The 15,978-nt window shown below is 67.2% G+C and carries 25 protein-coding genes; 4 read left to right on the top strand and 21 right to left on the bottom strand.

Going from position 1 to position 15,978, the window contains the following annotated elements:
- Positions 1-283 precede the first annotated feature (283 nt).
- From ACTQ40_RS09215 to ACTQ40_RS09135, 17 genes are all read right to left on the bottom strand, one after another.
- Positions 284-763, bottom strand: a complete 480-nt coding sequence (locus tag ACTQ40_RS09215) for a hypothetical protein (protein ID WP_441042290.1) — start codon at positions 761-763, stop codon at positions 284-286.
- The gene (locus ACTQ40_RS09210; RefSeq protein ID WP_343091532.1) at positions 756-1,316 is read right to left on the bottom strand and encodes an HNH endonuclease; all 561 of its coding nucleotides are present in this window, start codon (positions 1,314-1,316) and stop codon (positions 756-758) included. Before ACTQ40_RS09210 ends, ACTQ40_RS09215 begins: the two co-directional genes overlap by 8 nt.
- Before the next feature lie 82 nt (positions 1,317-1,398).
- Positions 1,399-1,800 (bottom strand): hypothetical protein, encoded by a 402-nt coding sequence (locus ACTQ40_RS09205; RefSeq protein ID WP_315888634.1) that lies wholly within the window; start codon positions 1,798-1,800, stop codon positions 1,399-1,401.
- Positions 1,797-4,208 carry a DNA cytosine methyltransferase gene (locus tag ACTQ40_RS09200; protein ID WP_441085552.1) on the bottom strand — a complete coding sequence of 804 codons (2,412 nt, stop codon included), beginning with the start codon at positions 4,206-4,208 and terminating at the stop codon, positions 1,797-1,799. The genes ACTQ40_RS09205 and ACTQ40_RS09200 overlap by 4 nt, the downstream gene beginning before the upstream one ends.
- Positions 4,208-4,642 (bottom strand): single-stranded DNA-binding protein, encoded by a 435-nt coding sequence (gene ssb, locus ACTQ40_RS09195; protein WP_441042297.1) that lies wholly within the window; start codon positions 4,640-4,642, stop codon positions 4,208-4,210. The genes ACTQ40_RS09200 and ssb overlap by 1 nt, the downstream gene beginning before the upstream one ends.
- A gap of 181 nt (positions 4,643-4,823) precedes the next feature.
- Complete coding sequence (locus ACTQ40_RS09190; protein ID WP_441042251.1) at positions 4,824-5,333, bottom strand: hypothetical protein; 510 nt, start codon at positions 5,331-5,333, stop codon at positions 4,824-4,826.
- Positions 5,330-6,211 (bottom strand): hypothetical protein, encoded by an 882-nt coding sequence (locus tag ACTQ40_RS09185; RefSeq protein ID WP_441042249.1) that lies wholly within the window; start codon positions 6,209-6,211, stop codon positions 5,330-5,332. Before ACTQ40_RS09185 ends, ACTQ40_RS09190 begins: the two co-directional genes overlap by 4 nt.
- On the bottom strand, positions 6,208-6,888 hold the full coding sequence (locus ACTQ40_RS09180) for a YqaJ viral recombinase family protein (protein WP_441042246.1): 681 nt from the start codon (positions 6,886-6,888) through the stop codon (positions 6,208-6,210). The genes ACTQ40_RS09185 and ACTQ40_RS09180 overlap by 4 nt, the downstream gene beginning before the upstream one ends.
- Positions 6,885-7,025, bottom strand: a complete 141-nt coding sequence (locus ACTQ40_RS09175; RefSeq protein WP_343118921.1) for a hypothetical protein — start codon at positions 7,023-7,025, stop codon at positions 6,885-6,887. Before ACTQ40_RS09175 ends, ACTQ40_RS09180 begins: the two co-directional genes overlap by 4 nt.
- A gap of 100 nt (positions 7,026-7,125) precedes the next feature.
- Positions 7,126-7,713 carry a hypothetical protein gene (locus ACTQ40_RS09170; RefSeq protein WP_441547515.1) on the bottom strand — a complete coding sequence of 196 codons (588 nt, stop codon included), beginning with the start codon at positions 7,711-7,713 and terminating at the stop codon, positions 7,126-7,128.
- Complete coding sequence (locus tag ACTQ40_RS09165; protein WP_441085735.1) at positions 7,695-7,820, bottom strand: hypothetical protein; 126 nt, start codon at positions 7,818-7,820, stop codon at positions 7,695-7,697. Before ACTQ40_RS09165 ends, ACTQ40_RS09170 begins: the two co-directional genes overlap by 19 nt.
- The gene (locus tag ACTQ40_RS09160) at positions 7,807-8,088 is read right to left on the bottom strand and encodes a hypothetical protein (RefSeq protein WP_441085734.1); all 282 of its coding nucleotides are present in this window, start codon (positions 8,086-8,088) and stop codon (positions 7,807-7,809) included. Before ACTQ40_RS09160 ends, ACTQ40_RS09165 begins: the two co-directional genes overlap by 14 nt.
- Entirely contained in the window at positions 8,085-8,930 is an 846-nt protein-coding gene (locus ACTQ40_RS09155; RefSeq protein ID WP_441042238.1) for a DUF7666 domain-containing protein, read from the bottom strand. Before ACTQ40_RS09155 ends, ACTQ40_RS09160 begins: the two co-directional genes overlap by 4 nt.
- A 70-nt stretch (positions 8,931-9,000) precedes the next feature.
- Positions 9,001-9,186 carry a helix-turn-helix domain-containing protein gene (locus ACTQ40_RS09150; RefSeq protein WP_441042236.1) on the bottom strand — a complete coding sequence of 62 codons (186 nt, stop codon included), beginning with the start codon at positions 9,184-9,186 and terminating at the stop codon, positions 9,001-9,003.
- Positions 9,183-9,377 carry a hypothetical protein gene (locus ACTQ40_RS09145; protein WP_441046701.1) on the bottom strand — a complete coding sequence of 65 codons (195 nt, stop codon included), beginning with the start codon at positions 9,375-9,377 and terminating at the stop codon, positions 9,183-9,185. Before ACTQ40_RS09145 ends, ACTQ40_RS09150 begins: the two co-directional genes overlap by 4 nt.
- Positions 9,374-10,162: a phage antirepressor KilAC domain-containing protein gene (locus ACTQ40_RS09140; RefSeq protein ID WP_441042232.1), complete on the bottom strand. Its 789-nt coding sequence runs from the start codon at positions 10,160-10,162 to the stop codon at positions 9,374-9,376. Before ACTQ40_RS09140 ends, ACTQ40_RS09145 begins: the two co-directional genes overlap by 4 nt.
- Positions 10,159-10,392 carry a helix-turn-helix transcriptional regulator gene (locus ACTQ40_RS09135; protein ID WP_366150681.1) on the bottom strand — a complete coding sequence of 78 codons (234 nt, stop codon included), beginning with the start codon at positions 10,390-10,392 and terminating at the stop codon, positions 10,159-10,161. The genes ACTQ40_RS09140 and ACTQ40_RS09135 overlap by 4 nt, the downstream gene beginning before the upstream one ends.
- 176 nt (positions 10,393-10,568) lie before the next feature.
- On the opposite strand from ACTQ40_RS09135, the gene ACTQ40_RS09130 reads away from it, so the two are divergent.
- Positions 10,569-10,730 (top strand): helix-turn-helix transcriptional regulator, encoded by a 162-nt coding sequence (locus tag ACTQ40_RS09130; protein WP_366150871.1) that lies wholly within the window; start codon positions 10,569-10,571, stop codon positions 10,728-10,730.
- Here the strand turns inward: ACTQ40_RS09130 and ACTQ40_RS09125 are convergent.
- Positions 10,727-11,869 (bottom strand): tyrosine-type recombinase/integrase, encoded by a 1,143-nt coding sequence (locus tag ACTQ40_RS09125; protein ID WP_441227445.1) that lies wholly within the window; start codon positions 11,867-11,869, stop codon positions 10,727-10,729. The two genes, ACTQ40_RS09130 and ACTQ40_RS09125, sit on opposite strands and share 4 nt — an antisense overlap.
- Positions 11,870-12,181: 312 nt before the next feature.
- Between ACTQ40_RS09125 and ACTQ40_RS09120 the strand changes: the two genes are divergently transcribed.
- The 3 genes from ACTQ40_RS09120 to ACTQ40_RS09110 are packed head-to-tail and all read left to right on the top strand — an operon-like array spanning position 12,182 to position 13,328.
- Positions 12,182-12,538 (top strand): hypothetical protein, encoded by a 357-nt coding sequence (locus tag ACTQ40_RS09120; protein ID WP_432232227.1) that lies wholly within the window; start codon positions 12,182-12,184, stop codon positions 12,536-12,538.
- Positions 12,539-12,570: 32 nt separating this feature from the next.
- On the top strand, positions 12,571-12,963 hold the full coding sequence (locus tag ACTQ40_RS09115) for a hypothetical protein (protein ID WP_441042226.1): 393 nt from the start codon (positions 12,571-12,573) through the stop codon (positions 12,961-12,963).
- The gene (locus tag ACTQ40_RS09110) at positions 12,960-13,328 is read left to right on the top strand and encodes a helix-turn-helix domain-containing protein (protein ID WP_441042224.1); all 369 of its coding nucleotides are present in this window, start codon (positions 12,960-12,962) and stop codon (positions 13,326-13,328) included. The genes ACTQ40_RS09115 and ACTQ40_RS09110 overlap by 4 nt, the downstream gene beginning before the upstream one ends.
- Positions 13,329-13,656: 328 nt before the next feature.
- On the opposite strand, the gene ACTQ40_RS09105 is transcribed toward ACTQ40_RS09110, so the two are convergent.
- From ACTQ40_RS09105 to ACTQ40_RS09095, 3 genes are all read right to left on the bottom strand, one after another.
- A complete protein-coding gene (locus ACTQ40_RS09105) occupies positions 13,657-14,001 on the bottom strand; it encodes a hypothetical protein (RefSeq protein ID WP_441042222.1) in 345 nt (114 codons plus the stop codon).
- Positions 14,002-15,475: 1,474 nt separating this feature from the next.
- Positions 15,476-15,655 carry a hypothetical protein gene (locus tag ACTQ40_RS09100; protein WP_441085560.1) on the bottom strand — a complete coding sequence of 60 codons (180 nt, stop codon included), beginning with the start codon at positions 15,653-15,655 and terminating at the stop codon, positions 15,476-15,478.
- 135 nt (positions 15,656-15,790) lie between these two features.
- Positions 15,791-15,978 (bottom strand): hypothetical protein (locus ACTQ40_RS09095; protein ID WP_441042220.1); only part of this gene is annotated, 188 nt, incomplete at its 5' end.

Genomic DNA, 15,978 nt, shown 5'->3' with positions numbered 1-15,978 from the left:
GGCTCTCATGCTGCGTCCCGGTTTTGTCGCGTAGCGAGGTCGGCAAGCAAAGATCGCGAGCCCCTACCTACCGGACTTTTTTTGCTTGCTGAACCACAATTCTCAACCACAGATAGACGCAAGGGTTCAGCGTTACTCGCGCTGCGCGGGCGGTTTGAAGGTTTGTAGGTTTGAAGGTAGTTGGGGATGGGTTTGCCGAAGGGTTTCGGCAATGATTCGCTGAACGGTTTCGGGAATGGTTTCCTGAACGGTTCGGGGAATGGTTTCGGGAATGGTTTTGTGGTCATGGCGTGATCCCGATCTGCTCGGACATGTGTGGCAACAGGTCAGCGATGACGTCCCAACTGGAGGCGAGCGCGTCACCCTCCTCGCTCCAGATGCGTGCCACCTCGGCGGTGATCTGGTCGCGGATAGCGGTCGAGGCGATGCGGTCGAGGGCGCGGCAGAATGCTTTCGTCACGTTGGGTTTCGTCAACACCTTGTCGTGCCTCAGGAATGAGCGCACGAGGATTTCACCGGTTGAATGGTCGATGACTAGCAGGTTTGCGTCTGCGAGCGAGTCCCACGCTTTGGCAACCTTGCGGGGTGTCAGGTCGGCGGCGTTGCCTGCATACCTGGCTGGGAAGTAGGGGACAACCCCGGCCCATGACAGGTCTGGGCTGGACAGGAGCGCCATGTAACAGTCGTGTTGGGTGGTGGTCAGCGTGGCCCAATCTGGGTCGCGGTGGGTCGAGACGAGGTAGCGTGCGAACTCTCTAGCCATCGTCGCCCGCTCTCAGGATCGCGGCAGTTTCGGCCTCGATTTCCTTCACGATGTTCTTGATGACGCCCGCCATGTAGCGGAAGACTGTGCGACTTGGGACGCCGTAGGCTTCGATTGCGATGCTGTGCGCCTCAGCTATACGGTCGTAAGGCACTCCGTTATCGAGCCAACGCACCACACTTTGCTTCCAATCGGCGGGCAGAAACGTGCAATCTTCGTCCCAAACTCGCCACGTTTTGCGAAACTTCTGGCACTGTTTGGACCATCTGTCGCGCCGTTCAGAGACGCGCTGGGCTGCGATCTTGCGGGCCTCAGCCCACCGTTTCGCGTCCTCACTCACGTCGGCGACGAGGGGTGTGTCCGGGTGACTGGAGGCCTTCCCGGCGTTGCAGTCCATGCAGCAGGCGACCAGGTTCTCTGGGGTGTCTGCGCCCCCGAGGCTGGTAGGGGTGACGTGATCGACGGTTAGTTCATTGTCCTTACGGTGGCAGTATCGGCACTGGTAGCCATCGCGTCGCAGTACCTCGAATCGGGTGCGCTTCGTCACTGGCATGGCGTCTCGTCCTCTCTGTCGATGTTGTCGTCTCTGCGCACGACAAAGTCGGGGCCGTCAGCGACCCGGGGCATGGGGGGTTTCATCCGTCCACCTCCTGGAAGATGAGCGTCAGCCGGACGTGCCCCGGTTTGCACCGCTCGGCCTGCGGTCGCCAGTCGGGGCCGATGAGGTGGGTGTCGTCGTCGTCGGGCAGGAGCGGCACCCAGCCGTGCGGACGCCAGCCGCAGCCGCTCACGAGACCATCCACGAGCGCCTTGATGGTCGGGTTGAGGTTGTGGGCGTCTCGCCGCCTGCGGTCGGGGTAGGCGACGTGCACGGTCAGGTGGGCGCGCTGCATCTGGTGCGGGTCGTGGCCCTGCGTGACAGCCGCCATCTGGCGGAGGTTGCGCACGAGGCTGGCCTGCCGCGCCCAGTGTTTGCGGTCATTGGCGGTCACGATGAGTGCGCGGGGCAGCTCGAACTCGTAGGTGGCGGTGGTCATGCCGCTGCCCCCAGCGCTTGTGCGCCACAGAGACCCAGCCAGTGGGCCACGTTGACGGCCACGGCGTTCCCGGCCTGCATCTGCTGTTCACCCTGATTGCCGTGGATGATGTAGTGCCTCGGGAAGGCTTGGGCGTTGGCTGCCTCCCGTGGCTTCAGCATGCGGAAGTAGCAGTCCTCGACGTTGATCGCCGGCGTCAGGACGCCGTGCTGGTCTCGTGTCGCCATCGTGGATAGCGGGTCGGCGACGGCGGGGTAGGGTCGAGAGCCGCGCCGGAAGGGGATAACGAGTCCGTGGTGGAAGCCAGCGCCTGTGAAGGTTGCCAGTGGGTCGCTCGTGCTGGATGGTTTGGCGTGCCTGCGGAGCGTGACGAGGAAGTCGGCGCCGCTGGCCCGCTGGGTGCGCATCGGTGCATGCACGCTGGTGCCCTTCTGGTCACCTGCGCCGCCCATGAGGTAGGACACGACGCCGAGCTGGGTTGGGAGTGGTCGGGATGCTGGGCCGAAGTGCCGTCCACAGCTCCCGCCGTTGTTGACGCTCATCACAAAGTCGCGGTCGAAGTCGCCGCGTAGCAGCATCTCCAGGCCGGTCTCGACTCGGCGCATCGTGGACGCTGCCAGCGGTCGGGTGCGGTCGCCGATCCTCGTGCCGACGTCGGTCCAGTCGATCGCGGATGCGGCGGGCCTGACGTAGGGCTCGACCCTGCCGTGATCGCCCTCGGGGCAGACGTAGATGTACTGGCGGTCGTACTTGCCGATGTGGCGTCCGGGCCGCTTCCACCACTGCATGGCTGCCACGTCCGTGCCGCACTTCTCGCACCAGGCCAGCGGTCGCGGCCGCACGTCGGGGGCGGGCACGCCCTTGCGGTTGAAGACGATGTACATACGGTCTCGCCACTGCGGCGCGTGCGGGTTGGTGTCGGAGCCGATGTGAGCTGCGGAGACGGAGACGAACTGGGCGGTGTAGCCGAGGGTGGTCATGCCCGCCAGCCATGTATCGAACAACTCCCACTGGGCTGCCTCCACGACATTCTCGATCATGACGAGCGGGTAGCGGAAGAGTTCGGCGGCGCGGATCACCTCCCAGAATGTGACGCGGGTCCGCTCGAACGCCTCGGTGGGGACGTGGCCGTGTTCCTCGAACAGGTCGAGTTGTCGCGTCCGTTTGCGGTGTCCACCGGCCGGTGATACCTCGGTGCAGATGGGGCTTGCCCACAGAACGTCGGTGCGTGGCAGGTAGCGCAGGTCGATCGCGGAGATGTCGGCGCACAAGTGCTCAGTGTCGGGGTGGTTGGCGGAGTGGGTTTCGATCGCTCGCTGCCAGTGGTTGGCGGCGACCTTAATGTCGTATCCGGCGCTGCGGAGGCCGGTGGAGCTGCCACCCATCCCGCAGTTGCCGGTCCAGTGAACCCTTCCGTCGCGACGACACAGCCACGTCCCGTGCTCGACTGTGGGGCACCAAACGACGCCCGTGTGGTCGACCCACTCCACCCGGTTCTGGCGCAGGGGTTTCGCGGTGTCGCGGCCCATGAGGGCTACCGTCCACATTGGCACTTCGGTCCCGCGATACCGCTGGTGCCACGTGCGCACTGACGTGGAGTGCCCGGCCAGGATGGCGGCGAACTGGAACGCATCGCACCGATCCGGGTCACCTTGGGTCAGAGTCGCCTCATGGGTCAGGTCACGAACGCGACGAGTCCCGTCCGCCAGCATCGAGACCTCGATAAGAAGGTCGAGTTGCGCCTGTGTGAGGCATAGCATCCACTCGTGAGCAGGGGCCTTGTTGACGAGTGCACCCGCAACTGGCGCGGCGGCAGCGCGGTTCAGCCTCCAGCAGCGCTGGTCTCCCCAGTCGCTCACCGTCCAGTAGGCGCGGCCATCGGTGCGGCGTCCTGGGGGCCCATATAGGGCGGTGAGTGCCGCAGTGATCCGCCGGCAGTTGTCCGGGTTGTGGCTACGCGACTGATAGATGTGTAGCCGTCCATGGGCGCGGAAGTTACCCTCGGTCCATGCCCATCCGACCAACTCCACCAGTTCGTTGCGGACACCGGAGGCTTTCGGCAGGTTGAACGGGGCTGAGCGCTTGACCATGGACTCCGACGTGAGGTCCCTGGTTGTGCGCCACCGCATCGTGGCGCTGCCGCCGCGCCTATTACGCTCCCAGGTGGGCCACCGGTGGTCGGCCGTAACGAGCGCCGAGATGCCTTTCCCGTGGATTCTGAGCATGCGCTCGTCGGTCGCGTCGAATCGGTGAACCTGCTCGACGGGGGCAAACCCAGCGATGCCGGTTTCGACATTCAGACTGGCGACCAAGTCACCGACCTCAACCTCGTCATGCAGTCGCCAACCGTGAACGGTCAGAATCTCGGTCTGCTCGTCGGCGCAGAAAAAGTCAACGGCGGTGAGCATCAGAATGGTGCCTCTCCGGTCTGGCTCGCCCACGGGTCATCCTGGGGCTGCGGTACCTGCGTCGCCTGCCCGCGTTGGCTGCGGTTGACGATGGCGGTCTGGGTGCGCAGCGAGGGTCCGATGTCGTCCACGGACAGCTCGAAGGTGGTGCGGCGCTGACCCTCCTTGTCCTCGTAGGTGCGCGACTGGAGCTCACCGGTCACGATGACCCGCATGCCCTTGCGGAGGGTGTCGGCGGCGTGCTCGGCCATGTCGCGCCAGACGGTGCAGCGCAGGAATGTGGTGTCGCCGTCGATCCAGTCGCCGGTCTTCTTGTTGTAGTGGCGGTGATTGTGGGCGACCGTCATGGTGGCGACGGCGGCCCCGGCCTGAGTGAAGCGGACCTCGGGCGCGTCCGTCAGGTTGCCGCAGATGGTGATGGTGTTGGTGCTCATGATTGGTCCTCTCTCTGGCCGCAGTGGGTGCAGCGGCCGTGTCGGTACAGGTGTCGTGGGGTGATGGGTTGGCGGTGGTCGTCTAGTCCCATCGCGCCGGTGAGGATGTGGAGGGCGGAGCAGGCTGCCGGGGCGGGGGCTCGGCGGTCGTCACCCGCCCCGGCAGCGACTCGGGTGGTGCTCATACGGCCACCGCGCTCTCGACCCGGTTGGCGTAGGTGGCGCGCATTCCCTCATCGGTGGCGAGGTAGGCCATGTGCGCGAGGTGGTCGCTGACCTCACGGAGCGCGGCGGCGTGGGTGGGTCGCCAGCGTCCGATGTGGCCGCAGTCGCAGCGCCACACCCAGTGGTCCGGCGTGTCGCGCCAGATGTGCGGCTTGTGGTCGGAGAACCAGGCGGCGACGATCTCGCGCAGGTCGCTCTCGATGCGGCGCTTGTCGCCGTCGTAGTCAAAGAACCGATGCCGGCGGTCGCCGTGCTGGCCGTGGGAGCCGCAGTCGAACAGCTCGCACGTCGTGCCCTGCTCGTGGGTTACGCGCTGGTCGTGGTCGCGGCGGAAATGGATGACGATCTCGCGGTAGTGTGCGCGGTTCGTGGCGTCTCGCTGCCAGATTTCGACGCCCCCGCGCTCGGTGGCGATGCCCCAGCCGGTGTAGCCACCGGGGTTCGTAGTAGGGATGACGACGGTCATGCCGTGGCCTCCTGCTCGGCGTCGGGCACCAGCTCCGCCTCGTACACCTCGCCCGTGTCGGGATCGGCCAGCGACTCCGCCACAGCAGCCTCGGCGGCGACCAGTTCGGTAAGGGCAGCGATCACGGCAGCAGCCTCGGTCTCCGTCAGGTCGGTCGCGGACGTGAGCGGATGTCCGACAGCCTCGACGGCGAAGTCCAGCGCCTGCCTCTTGGTGAGCCCGGCCTGTTTGACGAGTCCGCCGATGGTGGTGGTCTGCTCGGTGCTCAGCATCGGCTCAGCCATGCCGCGCAACGCCTCCATCGCAGCATCGACGTTGGTCGGGGCCGGGTCAGGCGTCGGCTGCTGCTGGGTGACCGTGACCCGCTCCGGTGGCGTGCCGGCCCCCAGTTCCTCGGGGGTGTAGATGACGCCGTACAGGGCGTCGGATGCGCCCATGCGGCACACCTCGGTGATGGCGCGGGCGCGCATCATCTGCCCCTCATACTTGGACCAGTTGCCCTTGCCGGACAGTCCAGCCGCCTTCGCCTTCGTCCTGTCCCAGCAGGACGTGAACTCGAAGTCGGGGTCGTCGGCGCGGATCAGGGTGGCGGTCACGACCGGGCCATGCTCGGTGGCCTCCTCGCGGATGCGCAGCTTGTGCCCGGCCCGGCGCACCAGTGAGGCGAGCAGGTCGGCCGACGCGGTCGGCTTACCCTCGATCACGTGGATCGAGTTGATGGCCTGCATAGGCGGGATGCCGAGCGCGTCCCCGTACTCGATCGCGATGAGCACGTTCGCGGGTTGCTTGTAGTACTGCCTGGGGAGCAGGTTCCCGTCTGCGAGGGTGCGGGCGTACTCGAGTTTTTGGGGCATGGTTGCCAGTTCGGTGCCGGTCATGCTGCTGTCCTGTCTGTGGTGGCCGCGTCTCGTGCGGCGTGGAGGTCGGTGATGAAGCGCTGCCCGGCCCGCATCAGTGCGGTGAACAGGGCTGGGTTGAATCGGATCGGGTAGGTGGCGAAATCGAAGCCGCGTTCACCGGCGGCGAGGATGGCGAGGATGGCGCGGTCGAGTCCGAGGATGCCGAGGCCCCACTGCACCTGGTACAGGTAGTGCATCGGCACCCGATCGGTACCGGCCCGTCCCCATGCGTGCGCGGGGCGGTGGGGGTCGTCCCAGTCGTCACCGGTCAGGACGGCACGCCGGTCGGCGGTTTTCGCCTCGACCAGCACCCCGTCTGTGGTGACCGCATCTGGGTTGTACAGCGCCCAGTCGTGGCGGGGATGCACATGGGTGCCCGCCATCGCGTCGTCGTAGATGAGAGGCGTGGGCCATGAGGTGGTGAGGGATCGCCGCTCAGCGACCATGCCGAGGACAGCAGCCTCGAGCATGGTGCCGCGCCACATCGCCGGGGTCTGGGGGTGGACAGTGCCGGCGATCTTGTCGGCGATGAGCTGGTCGCGGTGGGTCCATGGGGACAGTCCGCAGGCGGCGGCGATCTCGGAGCCGCCGATCCGCCAGCGCCGCGCCTCATGCCACTCGGGCGTGTTCGGCGGGTAGGTGCAGAGTAGGGTCACAGTCCCGCCTCCCACCATGCAGCGGAGTCGAGGATCTCGCCGCAGTCGCCGCAGACCCGCCACGCATTGCAGCCGTAGGTCTCCACGTCGATCTCGCCGTCGTGGGGGCAGGCGTCCGGCTCAATACAGGCGCTCATGACCGGACCTCCGTCCCGAGCCACAGCCCGACGCAGACCACGCCGATGGACAGCAGGACCGCGATGACGGGCACGATGATGTCGAGCACGATGCGGCGGGTCATGACGCACCGCCGAGCGCGGCGAAGTCGATCCCGGCGGCACGCATCGGCTCGGTGAGCGTCGCGACCCCCAGCGCATCCGTGATTACACGGACCGTGGTGCATGGCCAATCGAAGGGCTCGCCATCGTCGTAGCGGCAGATCGTGCAAGCCCATCCCACGCGCTCATCGACATGCACCCACTCGCCCCCGTCGGTCTCCATGTGGTCGTGGTTGACCTCGTGGTCATCGCATTCACCCGGGATGCATGGCTCGAAGATGCCGACGCGGGGATGCTCCCGCAGTACCGCTTCCAGCGCGTCGAGCGCCTTCGGTAGGGCGGTGCTTGCATCCTCGACGGCAATCAGGCCGCAACCGCTCCACGCGTCGTAATCGCCAGTCGCGATAGGCGACCAGCCAGCCTCGGGGTGCTCGGCTTCAATGGCGGTGTAGGTGGGGCCATTGGTGGGGTCACCTTCTGCTCCCTCCCTGTAGCGCCAAGGTGCGGGGGGTGCGGCGTCCAGCAGGGCGCGGCGGCGAGCGATCCAACCGGCGGCGGACTCGACCATCTCGTCGGTCAGGTAGTCAGTCATAGCTGCCAGCTCCAATCTGGGGTTCCGTAGATGCCTGCTGCGAAGACGAGCAGGCAAGAGGTGATGATGATCAGGGCGAGTATGAGCACCTCGGCGGTGTGGTTGCGGTCAGTCATCGTCATCACTGCCGTCGCCGTCGCCACCGCCGTTGCCGTCGCCAGTGCCGTCGCCATAGCCGTAGCCAGTGCCGTCGCCAGTGCCGTAGCTATAACCGTCGCCGTAGGGCCAGACCTTGGCCAGCTCCAGGCCATCGATGTAGATGTCGCCGTAGGGCCAGACCTTGGCCAGCTCCAGGCCATCGATGGCGGACTCGAGGCGCGCCTTGGCCTCTACCATCGCTGTGGTCGAGGCGTCGACCTCGGCGAGTTGCGCCAGCAGTTTATGGCTCATGACTGCACCTCGATCGGGTCGCCGTCGATCGTGACGGGTCGGCAGGGTGTCGCCACGCGGGGTGCCTTGCACTTCGGGGTGTCGCCCAGGATCGGGCGCAGGTCAGCGACAGACACCCCGACCGCGAGCCAGCGCGTCGCCTCTCGGTGATATGCGGTCGCCTCCGCCGGGGAGGGCGAGAAGTGCAGCCCCCCGCCGCAGTCGTTGTCGTCGCGCCAGTCGGCGGCCTCCGGGAGCGTGCCGGGCGCGTAGCTGGTGCCGTGCGGGCTGATCCAGTTGTCCCCGACGGCCTTGTACACGGTCGCCACACCGTCAGCGACCTCGATTCCGTGGTAGGCGCACCATGCGTCCGGGTCTGTCGGCTCTTGCGTGTGGTCAATGATGACGCCTCCTACGATGGAGGCGCGCCTAGAGTGGCAGTGGACAGCGACCCGAGGTCTCGCCGTGACCGTGGCCGAGTCGTGGGCCCTGACCGTGGCCGAGCCGTAGGCCGCGACCGTGGCCGAGTCGTAGGCCGTGACCGTGGCCGAGTCGCAGGCCGTGACCGTGGCCGAGTCGTAGGCCGTGACCGTGGTTGAGTCGCAGGCCATGACCGTGGCCGAGTCGTAGGCCGTGACCGTGGTTGAGTCGCAGGCCATGACCGTGGCCGAGTCGCAGGCCATGACCGTGGTTGAGCCGTAGGCCCTGACCGTGGTTGAGCCGCAGGCCGTGACCGTGGTTGAGTCGCAGGCCCTGACCGTGATGTATGAGCCGGGCTCGGAGCGGATGTCGATGACCCGCGCTCCTGCGGCGATAGCGGCGTCCAGCTCGGCCTGAGTGGTGACAGTAATAGGATCAGTCATGAGATGTGCCCCTTCCTGGGGTACGTGGCCCTCGCCGTGTCAGCGGTGAGGGCCGATCTGTTTGGTGGGGTCAGCGCGTCTTGGAGCTGGTGATGAGCCGGTTGACCTGCGCGGCGGAGAACAAGACGCGCCCGTTTCGCTTGCTGGACGGCTTGTGTCGGCGAAGCTTCCCGTCGGCGGCGAGCCGGTCGACGGTGGTGAGGCTGACGCGCAGCAGGTCGGCCACCTCGGCGCGGGTCATCCAGTCGCCGCTCACGACATCACCTCGGCAGAGAGTTCAGCGTCGGCTTCGTCGGCGTACCTTTGGGCCAGATCAGCCAGCCCCTCTATCGAGTCAGCCGAGTGCTGAGACAGGAAGTCGAGCTCACTGACGGTGCGCAGCAGGCGGGCACAGATCGTGAGCACCGTCACGGCTTGAGTGAGTTGGGCAACCCGCTGCACGTTCATGCCGCCACCTCGCTATCCAGGAGCGAGTCGAGGTCAGCGGTGCCACCCAAGATGCGGTGCAGAGCCGACAAGCCCTTGGCGGTGATGCGGATCGTCGGGGCGGGCAGCTCCAACTCGCCGGTACGGTGGTTGAGGAACGGGCCGGACGCCATTTTCTGCGCCAGCCGTCCACACTCGATCTGCGACTGGTAGGCGTGCCACTGCTGGCGATGCCCTGAGCGGTAGATCCAGCCCTGCTCGCGCATCGTCTCGAACAGGCGGTTGCGTCCGGTACTGATCGCGGGGTCGCGTGAGAGCACCTTTGCGGCCTCGTCCACGGCGTAGTCGCCGGAGCAGGCGACCATGGTGGACCATGCGCGTGCTCCGGGTTCGAGTTCACGGGCGCGCTGCTCGGCCAGTTCGCGGGCGTCCTCAGCCTCCACGACCATCAGCGCCAGTTCGCGCTTGGTGATCGACTCGACCCGGTAGCCGCCCGTCCTGCGGATGGAGGGCAGGACCTCGCTGGTGATCCAGCGGCGGAAGGTCGCGGCCTCCGGCTTGTCTGAGCGGATGACCACCTCGTACATGCCGGGCTCGCTGACGATGGTCATCTGCTGCGCGCCGCCAAGGGTGTCAATCTGAGTGACACCCCTCATATCGTCGGCGATGCGGCTGGCGGTCATGCTGACGTTGCCGAGTCTGAGGACTTTGCACAGGTCGGTAAGGACGAACCACGGCTCGCCGTCGATGGTGACGACGCGGACAGTGGCATCGCCGTAGGCGAAGGGGACGAGCGTGGCGCTCATGCTGCCACCGTCCGGCGAATCGCTGGGTAGGTGATGGCCTCGAGCGGGACGCCGAGGGCGTCTGCGAGTGCGCGTGCGGTCTGGGGGCCGGGCTGCTTGCGTCCGGCTTCGATGTTGGACAGGAATGCGCCTGACACTCCGACGTCCTTGGCGAGGCGGACCTGCTTCATCCCTACCGCGTTGCGGAGAGCGGCGACCGCTGCCCCGTTCACGAGTCTGGTTGCTTCCATAAGAAGAGAGTAGGAAAGAACAGGAAAGAAGTCAAGTAAGGAAACTAAACTACCAAGAAACTGGCAGTGACTAGGGTGCGCGCTGCGTAATTACAACGATGTGTTTCCCTGCTGAGCGGCTACTCTTTCCTCATGACCCCGAATCTTTCCCGATTTTTCCTGTCACCGTGGTGGACATGATCACCGGCCAGCAGCTCCGAGAGGCGCGACTGAGGCGGGGCTGGTCGCAGGGGCAACTCGCAGACAAGCTCGGCGTCACCGAGCGCAGCATCGGCAACTGGGAGCGTCGCGGGATACCTGCCACCCAGCAGGTACGCATCGCTGACGTGACACGCTAACCCAGCTCCCCCATGCGCTGCGCGATCGCCCTGTCGCGCTCGTCGGTGGCGACCTGGTACAGCATCGCCATCCCCGGCGTGGTGTGCCCGAGCCGCGCCATGAGTTCGCGGACGGTCGCGCCGGACTGAGCGGCCAGCGTCGCCCCCGTCTTGCGGAGGTCGTGGACGGACATGCCGGGCCGACCCACGGCCCGTGCACCCCGCTGATGGGCGCGGTAGATGGACCCATCGCTCAGTGGCCCACCGCCACGGGCTGGGAACAGCAGCTCGTCGCCGGTGGCGTCCGGGTGATGGGCATCCCAGTCAGCGAGCCACTGAGCGATCCCCTCAGCGATGGACGGCGGCAGGTGGGCTGTGCGGATACCGGCAGTGGTTTTGGGCGGCCCGATGTGCCACCGCCGCCCGCCGTCCGGGTCGGAGATGCGGGCGGCGGTGCGCTCGACGCGGATGGCGGTGGCGTCGTCGGAGATGTCGCAGCGCCGCAGTGCCCGCACCTCACCGGATCGCAGCGCCCCCCATGCGGTGATCGCGAGGATGACGCGCCACCGGTCGGGGACGGCGGCGAGGTAGGTGCGCAGCTCGGTGGGGCTGAGCGCGACTGAGCGGTGCGCCGGCGCAGGCTTCCCCGCCCCGCGGATGCGGCACGGATTGGTCGGGATCAGGCCATCCTCCACTGCATCGGAGAGGATGGAGCGCAGGAGCTGGTAGGCGTTGCCGTTCTGGGTGGCGGTGGCGGCGGGTAGTGCGTCGTACCATGCACGGACGGCCTCGGGGCTGATCTGACTCACGGCGATGCGTCCGAGGGTGGGGGCGATGACCTGCTGCACGAGGCGGCGGTACAGGGCGGCGGTGGAGTCGCGCAGCGGCTTGCGGGCACGGCGCTGACGTCGGGCGATGATGTCGGCGCAGTAGGCGGCGAGGTTGACGGCGGCGACCTCGGGGGCGCGGACGCTGGGAGCGATCCATGTGCCCCGGTCGATGGCGATCTCCTCATCGCGGAGCCATGCCTCGGCGTCGGAGCGCAGGAGGTAGGTGGAGGGTGCTCGGTGACGCTGCCCGTCGGGGCCGATATAGCTGGCCTGGTAGCGGTCTGAGGGGAGTCTGCGGAGGGTGCCGAATGCTCGGCGAGTGCGTGCCATGCTGACCACACTAGTGCACGTTAGATGCACGCGGGGCGAGAGGATCGGATATTTGCGCTCAGTGCGGAGAGGTTCGACTCCTCTCTCGCGCACAATAAGTCGAAGCCCCTGACTAGGAGACATACCTAGTCAGGGGCTTCTCGTTGTCTGCATTGGTCCGCAGGAGTGCTCATGAGACCGCATGGGACCGCATCACTAATGCACGCTAGATGCACGGCCAAGAAATCTCCCCGGTGTTTTCTCGATCCCCTCTTGCATACCGGTACCCACATGTGTATACTGGGATACATCAGATAGGGAAAGGAACCCGCTATGAACGCCACGATCACCTACCGCACCGGCAGCTACTACAGCGAGACCGACACAGCCAACCACATCTGGGAGATCTCCGACGAGCAGGGCATCGCCTCCGAGCTGTACGTCAGCATCAGCGACGCCGAGGTCATGCAGATCGAGACCCGCGAGGATCGCCGCGGCGAGGGCCTCGCCCGCCAGCTCTGGGAGGCCGCCAATGCGCAACTCGGCATCGTCTACCACAGCCTCCCCGCGCACCGTACCCCCGAGGGCGAGGCTTTCGCCAGCGCGGTCGGCGGCGAGTCCGTCACGGAGTGCCACATCGATAGCTGCGACTGCACGGACATCATCGACGACGACCCCTACGGCTACTGAGCCACCACCGACCACACGACAGGAGACAGACCATGACCAGCTACACCACCCGCGACGAGGCCATCCTCCGCCAGATCATCGAGCCCATCGAGTCCGGTGACGCCAGCCGCGACGAGTACGACATCGACGCGATCGCCGCCGAGGTGCTCGACACCATCGGCGAGGGCACCGAGTACCGGTGGACGCAGACCGCCGACGACGCCGAGTTTTGGGCCGCTGTCGAGCGCCACCGCCGCCCCAGCATCCTTGAGCAACTCAACGGCTACGACGGCGACAACCTGTTCCGGGACGTCATCTACGGACTCGACGGCTACGACGAGGACGCCACCAGCGAGGCCGACCCCAACTACCGCAACGACACGTTCGTCGCCGCAGGCGTCACCTACCGCTACGACTACCAGCGCGCCGAGTGGGTGACCGCATGACCACCGCACGCGCACCGATGACCGAGCACGACCTCGACGCATGGCTGTCCGACACGACCGCCACCCCGACCCAACGCGCCGAGCTGCTGGCCGCCGACGCGGCACTGTGCGAGACGATCCCCGACGATGGGGAGCCCGGCACGGGTTCCCCGGAGTTCATGGGCGCCGCGAAGCTCGTCCTGGGCGACGCCACCCTCGCCGACCTCGCGGCCACGCTGCTGGCTGCGCGGATCGCGGAGCGTGAGGCGATGGCCGAGCTACAGGGCGCCATCGTCGCGGCCCATCAGCGGGGGGTGTCAGTGATGGAACTGGCTCGCCAATCGGGTCTCACTCGACGCACCGTGTACCGGACCCTCAGCCGATGACGGCGGCGGCCTGCGGTCGTGGGAGTCTGAGCGGGACCGGATCAGTGAGCGGGCCGAGGCTCTGATCTGGGCTGAGCTGGCCCCGCCATGATGAGCAGGTGCGGCGGATGCTGGACGCTGAGGTGCCGATTGATTTGTCGCGCCACCCGGTGGGTGACAGGCCTCGGGGGTGGTGGGCTGCCGCTGCCGGGCGGGCGATGCTGACTGATCCCGATCTCGAGGTGGAGTGGCTACGATGATGAGCACGACGCGCTACTAGCGCCTGAGGCAGCAAAAAGCTGGCCCCCGCCACGGGGGCGGGGGCCAGTTGCTTGCGCCAGGGTTAGGTCTAGGTGGTGAGGACGGCCTGCACCGCCAGCATGATCGCCGCGTCCGTGACCCGTGCCGGGTGAGTACCGCATGCGGCGAGCTCGTCCCAGACCGCCTTCCGTGACGGGACGCGACCCGAGAACGCTTTGCACGCCGCGCCCCAGTGGTAGGCGTAAAGGGTGGCGAGGGAGGTTTGCTCGCCGCCGACGGTGATGCGGGCTCCGATGATGCGGGACATGTGGATGGTCGCCTCCCCCTCGGCTATGCCTGCGAGGCGGGTGGCGCGTCGGATGCGGTCAGCGAGGCCAGCGTCTTCCTCGGCGAGCCGGACCTCCTCAGCGGATGCGTGGATGGTGATTGCCATAGTGATCTCCTTGTCAGGTGTTGTGTGGGGTGCCGGGGAGGGCGACAGGCCACGGGTCGCGCGACTGCCCGCTAAAAACGCCCATGTACGCCCCACCGTCGCGTGTGGCCCCAGGGGCTACCCTCAACTCGTCTCCACTGAGGCGCAGGGGGGTGAAGCTTTGGCCGCTGCTCGCGTAGGAGTACGGCTCGCCGCGAGCGAAAACTCTCCACCCGGGGGTGAAGGTCCATATGATCGGCTCGTACTCCGAGGTTGAGGTGCGGAAACCGTAGTCCAGCGTGATCGAGCTGCCGACGCGCCTCAGGATGAGCACACGATCCCAGGAGCCACCCGTCTTCATCCGGTCGTAGTAGGGGCTCAGTGGTGCCACGTCCCGGAAACCGGTGTCTCCGACGGTGCAGAGCCACCCGTCGCGGGAGCATAGGGTGTCCGTCAGTACTCGCTGCCACCGCCACGCCCCCACACTCGCGCCGTCTGTGGAGCGGTACTCACACCCCACCGGCAGTGCTGCGAGCTGGGACGCCGTCAGGGACGTGGTGGACGGGATATCGGGCCTGCCGGGGCCGACCACGAGATAGTCGGAGGCGGTCGGCACCGCACCCGGCGGGCCGGGGCTCCCGGGTGGACCGGCCGGGAGCCCGAGCTGTAGCGCCATGTCGGGCCACTGCCCAGTCAGGGCAGCGGTCGGGGGCTGGCCTGCCGCCACCTGTGTCGCGGTGACAGGCCACGGCCCGGACGGCACCGGCGCACCATCACCCGCCACACCTCTCGGGACACCAACATCGAGCGCGTAACTACCCGGCCCCGTCTGACGCACCTGCACCGTCGCCGACTGGCCGGGGGCCAGTGTGGACGTGGTGCCAGCCGTGACAGTCGGCGCGGGTCCGGTCAGGGCAGGGCCGGTGGGGGTGCCGTCGATGACGAGGCGGGCATCAGCACCGACGGCCACGGCCGGGGAAAGCCCGTCATCGCCGCGCTCACCCCGCCGCCCCTCAGGCACACCCAGATCGAGCCGATACACACCAGCGCCAGCCTCCACCACAGAGACCGTGGCGGGCTCGCCATACGGGACCGTCGAGACACCCCCAGCAGTGAGCTTCGGCGCGGGTCCAGTAGCACCCGGCACGCCCGGCACATACCGCACCACCTGCCCCTGCTGCGGACAGTCAGCAGTCCAGCGGGAGATGACACGCACCTGCCCAGCCATCAGGGTTCCGCCCCCATGGACGACCGCCACGCCACGCACATGCCACCCAGCAGACACCACCTGAGCGACCTGCTCAGCGGACAGCACCCACGACACCCCCTCGGCGTGAGGCGACGGGGACACGTCGAGACCGGCCTCGAAACGCAGCACCGCGCCGGACGGGACGCCGGGCGCGACGATCGACGCCGGGTCACCCTCCACCAAACGCACCGTCAACGGCGCGACCGTGGGGCCGATATCCAGCCCTCGACACTCAGCCACCGCAGATCAGTCCTCGTCGGCGGCGTGGCGGGGACGCAGCTCCACATGAGAGTCGTCCCCGAACCGGCGCAGCAGCCACGCCACCAGCGCCGTCCCAGCAGCCTGCGCCAACGTCCACGACCACTGAGGCGCAGTCTGCCACACCTGCGACCACGACTCGGCCCCCAGCACAGCAGGGGCAGCCATCAGCACACCGAGGAGGACAGCGACCCCGAGACCCTGCCAGAGGGTTTGCCAGCCACGCCGGGCAGCGATAGCCGGACGCGCCTCAGCCGGGATCGGGGGCACCGGCACCGGTGCCGTCGTCTGGTCAGTCATCATCTAGTCCTCTCGTACAGGGGACGGCTCCGTGTCGTCCACCGGATCAGGGTCGAGCCACAGGCTCGGGTCAATATGGTCACGGATGCGGTGCGGGACGCGGGGCATCCGGCCCCAGTCAGGGCGGCGGAGCATCCCGACCTGGTCGATGAACCAGGCGGCGGCGGACAGCTGTCCCAGCCGCTCGGACA

Origin of the sequence: Collinsella sp. Sow4_D11 (assembly GCF_052116465.1) — a bacterium.
Classification (GTDB): domain Bacteria; phylum Actinomycetota; class Coriobacteriia; order Coriobacteriales; family Coriobacteriaceae; genus Collinsella.
Note: the sequence above shows the minus strand (reverse complement) of the source record. Positions and strands in the feature narration are given on the sequence as shown.

Bases quoted from the DNA above. Each gene is read 5' to 3' on its own strand.
- ACTQ40_RS09190 (WP_441042251.1), bottom strand. From the start codon at position 5,333: ATGACCGTCGTCATCCCTACTACGAACCCCGGTGGCTACACCGGCTGG.
- ACTQ40_RS09215 (WP_441042290.1), bottom strand. From the start codon at position 763: ATGGCTAGAGAGTTCGCACGCTACCTCGTCTCGACCCACCGCGACCCA.
- ACTQ40_RS09145 (WP_441046701.1), bottom strand. From the start codon at position 9,377: ATGAACGTGCAGCGGGTTGCCCAACTCACTCAAGCCGTGACGGTGCTC.
- ACTQ40_RS09160 (WP_441085734.1), bottom strand. From the start codon at position 8,088: ATGAGCCATAAACTGCTGGCGCAACTCGCCGAGGTCGACGCCTCGACC.
- ACTQ40_RS09140 (WP_441042232.1), bottom strand. From the start codon at position 10,162: ATGAGCGCCACGCTCGTCCCCTTCGCCTACGGCGATGCCACTGTCCGC.
- ACTQ40_RS09110 (WP_441042224.1), top strand. From the start codon at position 12,960: ATGACCACCGCACGCGCACCGATGACCGAGCACGACCTCGACGCATGG.
- ACTQ40_RS09125 (WP_441227445.1), bottom strand. From the start codon at position 11,869: ATGGCACGCACTCGCCGAGCATTCGGCACCCTCCGCAGACTCCCCTCA.
- ACTQ40_RS09105 (WP_441042222.1), bottom strand. From the start codon at position 14,001: ATGGCAATCACCATCCACGCATCCGCTGAGGAGGTCCGGCTCGCCGAG.
- ACTQ40_RS09100 (WP_441085560.1), bottom strand. From the start codon at position 15,655: ATGGCTGCCCCTGCTGTGCTGGGGGCCGAGTCGTGGTCGCAGGTGTGG.
- ACTQ40_RS09175 (WP_343118921.1), bottom strand. From the start codon at position 7,025: ATGAGCGCCTGTATTGAGCCGGACGCCTGCCCCCACGACGGCGAGATC.
- ACTQ40_RS09135 (WP_366150681.1), bottom strand. From the start codon at position 10,392: ATGGAAGCAACCAGACTCGTGAACGGGGCAGCGGTCGCCGCTCTCCGC.
- ACTQ40_RS09165 (WP_441085735.1), bottom strand. From the start codon at position 7,820: ATGACGATGACTGACCGCAACCACACCGCCGAGGTGCTCATACTCGCC.
- ACTQ40_RS09200 (WP_441085552.1), bottom strand. From the start codon at position 4,208: ATGCTCACCGCCGTTGACTTTTTCTGCGCCGACGAGCAGACCGAGATT.
- ACTQ40_RS09115 (WP_441042226.1), top strand. From the start codon at position 12,571: ATGACCAGCTACACCACCCGCGACGAGGCCATCCTCCGCCAGATCATC.
- ACTQ40_RS09205 (WP_315888634.1), bottom strand. From the start codon at position 1,800: ATGACCACCGCCACCTACGAGTTCGAGCTGCCCCGCGCACTCATCGTG.
- ACTQ40_RS09130 (WP_366150871.1), top strand. From the start codon at position 10,569: ATGATCACCGGCCAGCAGCTCCGAGAGGCGCGACTGAGGCGGGGCTGG.
- ssb (WP_441042297.1), bottom strand. From the start codon at position 4,642: ATGAGCACCAACACCATCACCATCTGCGGCAACCTGACGGACGCGCCC.
- ACTQ40_RS09120 (WP_432232227.1), top strand. From the start codon at position 12,182: ATGAACGCCACGATCACCTACCGCACCGGCAGCTACTACAGCGAGACC.
- ACTQ40_RS09155 (WP_441042238.1), bottom strand. From the start codon at position 8,930: ATGACTGATCCTATTACTGTCACCACTCAGGCCGAGCTGGACGCCGCT.
- ACTQ40_RS09210 (WP_343091532.1), bottom strand. From the start codon at position 1,316: ATGCCAGTGACGAAGCGCACCCGATTCGAGGTACTGCGACGCGATGGC.
- ACTQ40_RS09185 (WP_441042249.1), bottom strand. From the start codon at position 6,211: ATGACCGGCACCGAACTGGCAACCATGCCCCAAAAACTCGAGTACGCC.